This is a genomic window from Tannerella forsythia, from assembly GCF_003860135.1.
Classification (GTDB): Bacteria; Bacteroidota; Bacteroidia; order Bacteroidales; family Tannerellaceae; genus Tannerella; species Tannerella forsythia_A.
The window spans coordinates 26,231-33,590 of record NZ_RQYN01000033.1 but is presented as its reverse complement, the minus strand read 5'-3'; the positions used below and the strand labels follow the sequence as shown (position 1 = coordinate 33,590).

Here is a 7,360-nt window from a genome sequence, read left to right as displayed (position 1 = left end):
AATGCTGTTCGCCCGTGGTGATCAGATGTACCGGCCGGTATATGCCGCCGAAGAAAGTGAAATCGGCGGACAGGGACGGCACGTCGTCTCGATGGCTGTTGTCCGCTTTTACGGCGATGTACTGCTCTCCCGACGCCTCGAGGAAAGGCATTAAATCGATGTTGAAAGCGGTGTAACCGCCCGTATGTTTTCCGGCCGGTTTCCCGTTTACAAACACTTCGGCCGTTTGATTCACTCCTTCGAACCGAAGGAAATACCTTTTTCCCTCTTCGGGAACAAGGCGAAATCTTTTCTTGTACCAGCCGGCGCCGCGGTAGTATCTCTCTGTCCGTCGGCCAGCACATCCTTATCGTTCCAGGTATGAGGAAGCTGTACGGCTTGCCATCCGGCCGTCGTCCTATCCGGCAAAATTGTTAATATTAACCCGACGGGATTATTTCGTGATTTTTGAAACTATTAAATATCTGACTAATAAATATTTGTCAAAATAAAAATAACGTTATATTATCGCCGTGTTAATAGTCATTTAGCGAACGGTTTTCAGCCAACAAAGGAACAGCTAAACACTCGCTGAGTTTCACTTCTCGTTTCTCCGTCTCCTACATTCACCAACGATGCTACGGCTCGAAGAGTTCGAACCGATAGCCTTGTTCTTGAAGCCATTCGATCGATCGGGGAAGGGCTTCTTTCATGCGGTCAGCGGCTTTGAGTGAGTCGTGAAAGACAATAATGGATCCATTGCGTGTATATCGTTTCACGACGTTAAAAACCCCTTGTGCCGTCATGTGAGGACTGTAATCGCGGGTGACGACGTCCCACATGATCACCTTGTATTTCTTGCGCAGTCGTGCCAATTGCGGCAAACGCATGTGTCCATGCGGAGGACGAAAGAGGCGGCTGTCGATCAGCTCTGCGGCCTTCTCCACATTCTCCATATAACGAGACGACCACGAACGGACTCCCTGAATATGATTGAACGTATGATTACCCACATCATGACCGCGTTCGAGCACCATGCGATAAATATCCGGATGCTTACGCACATTGTCGCCGACGCAGAAGAACGTGGCCTTCACCTTGTAACGATCAAGCACGTCAAGCACCCACGGCGTGATCTCGGGGATCGGTCCGTCGTCAAATGTTAGGTAGACACACTTCTCTTTCTGCGGAATCCGCCAGATACCTCCGCGAAAAATCGCCCTGTAAAACCAGGGCGGTTGTTCGATAAACATCGTCGGTTAGCGGTTGCGTCCTCCGTCTTGAGTTCCCTGAAAAGCCATGTAGTATTTCTGGAACTCTTCGCGATACTTGGCGCCGTATTCACGATCGTATTGCATTCCCATTCCCAACGCGTTCTGCACGATGGCGAGATCACGCTGCCAATCATCCTGAATACCGGCCCTATCCCGCGCGTTCAGACGCATATACCAGCGGATATTCCGCAATGAGTTTTCGATGACACCATCGAGAATCGAGCCCCCCTTCTCTTTTTGACCGATCGCCATATACGTTTCTCCGATCATAATCGCACTGTAATCCAACGGTACGTTTTCGGGCGGAAGCACTTCCATGCATCGATCCAGAACAGCTTGTGCCTTGTCAGGCTTACCTTCCTGCAGCAAGGCCTGAGCCAGCTCACCGAAAAGATACATCCGGTAACTTTTGCACATACGCATCGTATTCTCATCGATGTAAACTCCGGGCTTGTCGACACCGCCCCATCGGAACTTGTTCATCACGTTATCGTACATCTTTTCCGTATCGATGGCACGCGCATTCGGACCTTGCGTCATGTAAGGCACGATGTGATATGCCATCCCCGTTTTTTGAAAATACGGGTCGAGGCGTACGAACTGATTCGGATCTACCGTGATGGCAAAATAGATGGGACGTTCCCAGTTATTCGTATGAAGCATATCAAGGATTGTTACGGCTTCTTTGCCCAGAACTTCCTTGCCCGATAAATTGATGGTCATTTCCTTGACCATCTGCGACGCGTCCTGCGGACTGATGGCACCATGCTTCATCACCGTGGCCGAATCGACTTTCAATGTCAGTACATCCGAAGGAATGTTAGAAATATCATTCTGGTATCCGGGAAGTTTCTTCGTGCGCGGGTCGTCGCTGCGTAACCACTCCAATGCCTGCCCTAAATCGACCTTATCCATGCGTTTAATGACATACGTCATATCCCGTTTGCCCTGAATATACTGGCTACGATCCCATGTGATCGGTAGCGGCGCGGATTCGTAGGCTTGACGTTTCATCTGGTCGATATACCAGTCGGTTTGCAGGTAGCTCGTGTTACATACGCGCACATCGGTGCGGATGCCTTCCACTTCCTGCGCATACCAGAGAGGGAACGTATCGTTGTCGCCATTCGTAAATATAATAGCATTCGGCTCACACGATTCGAGATAGTTGGAACCGAAGTCACGGCACATGTAACGTCCCGAACGGTCGTGGTCGTCCCAATTCTGTCCGGCCATCTGAATCGGTACAAGTACACATGCAAGCGTCGCGACCGTACCGGCCACAAGTCCCGGCAATTTCCCAAACTTTTCTAGTGCTCGCGCTACGGCACCGACACCCAGTCCGATCCAAATACAGTATGCATAGAACGAGCCGGCATACGCATAATCTCGTTCGCGCGGCTGAAGCGGGGTCTGATTCAGGTAAAGCACGATCGCAATCCCCGTCATAAAGAAGAGGAAGAACGTCACCCAGAAAGATTGTGTTCCTTTTTTTCCACTAAACAACTGGTAAAAGATCCCCAGTAGTCCGAGCAGAAGAGGCAACATATAATACACATTATGCCCCTTGTTGTTGGCAATATCGAACGGCATATCATCCTGCGGACCAACGAGGAACGTATCGATCGGTTTGATTCCCGTGATCCAGTTCCCGTTCATAATCTCGCCATGTCCTTGAATATCGTTCTGACGACCGGAGAAGTTCCACATAAAATATCGCCAATACATAAAGTTCAGCTGATAACGCACGAAGAATTTGATATTCTCGGCAAAGGTCGGTTTCATGACACTCTTCGTCTCGCCTAATTCACGGACTTTTACCGGAAAGCCTTTCACATTCGCCCACGACTTGTAACCCGCCACGTGACGCGGTTCGGAGCTATGCATACGCGGGAAAAGCATCATCGTTTCGCTGACGTATTTAGGTGTAATCATCGTATACGTATCAAAATAGCGGTCTTTCTCGTTCTTATCTTTTTTAATCGCACGACGCCAGATAGTGGCACTCTCGCTCGCAACAGCCGTACCATCACTGTTGCGCTCCGGTACCGACACGTAAGTCTTACCGTAGATCAGAGGCGTATCACCGTATTGTTCACGTGCCAGATAACTGCGGAGGGTGAAAATATCCTTCGGTGCATTCTGGTTCATCGGTGTGTCAGCCGTCGAACGAATAAGAATCAGTGCGTAAGACGAATAACCCACCACAATCACCATCAGTGAAACCAAAATCGTATTCAGTGTGCGGACATTGATATTTTTGAGGCGGAACAGGGCGGCCGTTAAAGCGATCAACAATAGAATACCGAGCACATAGCCGCTTCCCAGGAAAGGAATACCGAGCAGGGCGATGGTCAGGACGAAAGAAATCCTCACGCGCATCGGGGAGATGTCCTCGCGCATCGTTTCCCAAATCGACCAGCCCAGCATGCCGGCAATGATCAACACATAGGCATAAACACCGGAATTATATGGCATCCCGAAGCCGTTTACAAACAGCAGTTCGAACCAGCCGCAAGCCTCTACGAGACCTTGCACGACGCCGTACATCATCAATCCGACGATGGCAAACGATACCAAAAGGGCGATCGCCGTTCCTTTGAACGTTGGATTAGGGAATTTCCGGTAGTAATATACGAGTACGATGGCAGGAATACAAAGCAAGTTCAGCAGATGGACACCGATACTTAAACCCATGAAGTAGGCGATCAGCACTATCCAACGGTCGGCATGCGGACGGTCGGCCGCTTCTTCCCATTTCAGAATCAGCCAGAACACGACAGCCGTAAATAACGACGAGCTGGCGTACACTTCACCCTCCACGGCACTAAACCAAAACGTATCGCTGAAGGTATAGACCAATGCTCCGACCAGTCCGCAACCCATCACCATGATGGTGCGCGTCAAAGTCAGCTCGCGTTTTCCTTCTTTCAGTATGATACGCCGAGCCATGTGCGTGATGCTCCAGAAGAGGAACAGAATCGTCAGCGCGCTGAACAGGGCGGACATACGGTTCACCATCTTCGCCACTTCCGCCGTATCGGAGGTGAGTTGCGTAAACAGATTACCCATCAGCATGAAGAAAGGTGCGCCGGGTGGGTGTCCCACTTCCAGTTTATAGGCAGATGCAATAAACTCGCCGCAATCCCAGAAACTTCCGGTCGGCTCGATAGTCGATAAATACGTGTATGACGCGATCAGGAAGACGATCCATCCCAATACGTTGTTGATTAGCTTATATTGCTTCATAATCGAGGATATAGTAAGCGTTTATTTTTGAATATTCGGCCGCAAAGATATAAAAATCCGCTGACAACATAACGCTATCTTATTACATATATTGTTCGAGTTACGAAGAAATCGTAAACGGGAATGCGTTTTTTCATTTTCTCGCTACCGGTACGTTTTTTAATCGTGTTTTACGACTTCTTAAAGAAAATCGTTTCGTCCGACGACTTTTATTTCTTTCCTTTGCGACTGTTTTTTACAACACAATGAATAAGAAAGGCAAACATACACAGCTGTTTCGCTGGATATACACGCTACTGACTATCGCTGTAACCGTCTTTATCTTTACGAACTCGCTACAGGGAGGCGAAGCGTCCGGACTGCGTAGTGCGATGGTTACCGAGTGGCTGAACCGGCTGATCGGTCATTTGGGTATCGACTATCGGTTCACAGTGTATACCGTACGGAAACTCGCGCACCTGACCGAATTTATGCTGCTGGGGCTTTTCTTGACACTAACATTACGCGTCTACACGAATCGCCTGATGCCGCATATCTCGTGGCCGCTATTTGCAGGACTGTTCACGGCCGTGTGCGACGAGACCATCCAACTGTTCGGTTGCGGTCGTGGGCCTTCGTTGCTCGACGTATGGATCGATTTTGCCGGATTTACGATCGGACTCTGTATCGCTCTCTTTCTGATTCGGTCGGTACGCCGCTCCAAAAGACCGACACGCAAAAGTCGGAGGTAAAAGCAATCTCCTCTTTACTTCTTTCGCTCAATCACATACTCGGCGAGGAGCAACAGGCTCTCGCGTGCATTTAACTTTGCGCACTCCGAAGTTCGTTCCTCTCTGAATTTGCATCCTAATATCTATTCACAATCTTGTTTAACAAGTGTGTTTCTAAACAAAACACTTATCCTTAACCCTTTTGGCATTTCTCAAAACCTCAGTCGTACAGATCCGATGAAGATTATTAGCCTCTACAATAAGCTTATGCGGGACAGTTCTTCGCTTAAAGCCTTCACCCCGTCTTGTATCTTTTTCAATTGTTTTTCTCGGGGCTTATGTATTCCTGCGGCATAATGCCAAAGTTGGCGCTCATTAATTCCCGTAATGCGGCTCAGCGCGGACTTCGTGAAAATCCCGCTGTAATTATTGATAAATGTAGCGGCATCTAACTTGAATACCAGGGAGAAACTGCCCGATAGTTCCTCACAAGGATTCTCATTGTCTTCCAAATACAGCTCGATAGCTTCTTTCATATTGTTTTCTATCTCACTAACCGTATTACCAACCACAAGGATAGGAACATTTTGAATATAGGCACTAAGATTGTTGCCTGCGTGTTCGACGATAACTTCTACCTTCCTCATAATCTGCTTATTTTTATTTCAACCCCGCTTGTCGAAGTATATTGTAATAGGTACCTTTTTCTACGCCTTTGCTTCCGTGATCCGGTACAATAACAATCTTCCCGCCTTTTTCGAACTTTATATGGCTTCCCTTTTTGGTCTTTACCACAAAACCATTTTCTTTCAACAGATTGATTACTTCTTTTACGGTTTTATAGCTCATCGCGTTTTCTATTTCGACGACGCAAATATAGTAATAATATGAACAATAAACAATGATTCTTCCTTGTTTTTGCTACGCCTTTATTTTTTCTTTTGTCGTTAGATTAAAGTTTTTTTCATCTGTAAAAGTCTGATGCTTATTCCCCTCAACCGTTAGACAAAAAATGTAACATCATGATATAACACTCCGGGCCATATTAAACTATACACATGACGTATCCAGGCCACAATCCGGTGATTTCTGGTGCTGTCGTCAAACGGAGGACATGTAACAGACGAAACTTTGTGATCGCCTTGGAAGCTCCCGATCTTGTGCAGAAAGGATTTACTTCTTTCGTTCAATTACATAGTCGGCGAGGAGCAACAGGCTCTCACGGGCGTCATTGTCGGGTAATGAACGGATGATATCCGCCACTTTCTCCTTATAGTATGCCATACGAGACATGGCATATTCGACCCCTCCACGCTCTTTGGCGAAACTGATCAGCGCCGCGACATTTTCAGGCGAGAAATCTCGCTCACGAATCATCTTCAGATAAGGCGCTTTCGTCGGTTCGTCTGTCGATTCGAGGGCGTAAAGCAGAGGCAGGGTCACCTTCCCTTCGCGGATGTCGTTGCCGCTGGGCTTGCCGACGACCGGGTCATCGAAGTAATCGAAAATATCATCGCGTATCTGGAAACAGTAGCCAAGCAGACGACCGAACTCTCTACAACTCTCTTGCATCGAAGGGGTTGCCCGAGCTGTTACGGCACCGATTTCCGTACATGCCGAGAGCAGCATCGATGTTTTCTTTTCAATCGCGATCAGGTAGTCTTTTTCTTCCAATATCTGTTCTTGCGCGTTTTCCAGCTGCTTGATTTCGCCTTCAGCCATCTGACGACTGAGCGACGCGATGATCGAAACGATCTGCACCTGTCCCGTCTGCGTGGCCCGCACGAGCGCTTCGGAGAGGATAAAATCACCTATCAGCACGGCTACACGATTATCAAAGAGCGCGTTCATTGAGGGAAGTCCCCGGCGCTGGCGGGTATCGTCCACCACATCATCGTGAAGGAGCGACGCCGTATGTAATAATTCGAGAAACACAGCTGCATGGATCGAGTCCGGCGTGACACGTCCGCAGGCCTTGGCTGTCAGCAGCACCAAAAGCGGGCGGATATGCTTGCCATTCGAATGATATACCGTTTCGATGGCTTTGCGTATGGTAGCGATTTCGCTATAAAGCGCCTCCGCAAATTTCTCGCGGAATATTCCGAACTCTTCCGAGACAGGCTTCTCTATATCTCTTTTATCTATCAT

The 7,360-nt window shown here is 48.3% G+C and carries 7 protein-coding genes and 1 pseudogene; 1 reads left to right on the top strand and 7 read right to left on the bottom strand.

Annotated elements, in window-relative coordinates:
• The 4 genes and pseudogenes from EII41_RS09110 to EII41_RS09100 all read right to left on the bottom strand — a co-directional run.
• Positions 1–259, bottom strand: a pseudogene (locus tag EII41_RS09110) (sugar-binding domain-containing protein); the annotation flags it as partial.
• Positions 232–408, bottom strand: a complete 177-nt coding sequence (locus EII41_RS14305; protein WP_221620714.1) for a hypothetical protein — start codon at positions 406–408, stop codon at positions 232–234. The gene EII41_RS14305 and the pseudogene EII41_RS09110, both read right to left, overlap by 28 nt.
• 209 nt (positions 409–617) lie before the next feature.
• A complete protein-coding gene (locus EII41_RS09105; protein WP_124790335.1) occupies positions 618–1,232 on the bottom strand; it encodes a polysaccharide deacetylase family protein in 615 nt (204 codons plus the stop codon).
• Between the two features lie 6 nt (positions 1,233–1,238).
• Entirely contained in the window at positions 1,239–4,502 is a 3,264-nt protein-coding gene (locus EII41_RS09100) for a DUF2723 domain-containing protein (protein ID WP_124790334.1), read from the bottom strand.
• A 245-nt stretch (positions 4,503–4,747) separates the two neighbouring features.
• Between EII41_RS09100 and EII41_RS09095 the strand changes: the two genes are divergently transcribed.
• Positions 4,748–5,233 carry a VanZ family protein gene (locus EII41_RS09095; RefSeq protein WP_260425536.1) on the top strand — a complete coding sequence of 162 codons (486 nt, stop codon included), beginning with the start codon at positions 4,748–4,750 and terminating at the stop codon, positions 5,231–5,233.
• Between the two features lie 233 nt (positions 5,234–5,466).
• Here the strand turns inward: EII41_RS09095 and EII41_RS09090 are convergent, their stop codons facing one another.
• From EII41_RS09090 to EII41_RS09080, 3 genes are all read right to left on the bottom strand, one after another.
• Positions 5,467–5,859 (bottom strand): antitoxin HicB, encoded by a 393-nt coding sequence (locus tag EII41_RS09090; RefSeq protein WP_124790333.1) that lies wholly within the window; start codon positions 5,857–5,859, stop codon positions 5,467–5,469.
• A 13-nt stretch (positions 5,860–5,872) separates the two neighbouring features.
• Positions 5,873–6,061: a type II toxin-antitoxin system HicA family toxin gene (locus tag EII41_RS09085; RefSeq protein ID WP_124790332.1), complete on the bottom strand. Its 189-nt coding sequence runs from the start codon at positions 6,059–6,061 to the stop codon at positions 5,873–5,875.
• Positions 6,062–6,385: 324 nt separating this feature from the next.
• Positions 6,386–7,360 carry a polyprenyl synthetase family protein gene (locus EII41_RS09080; RefSeq protein ID WP_124790331.1) on the bottom strand — a complete coding sequence of 325 codons (975 nt, stop codon included), beginning with the start codon at positions 7,358–7,360 and terminating at the stop codon, positions 6,386–6,388.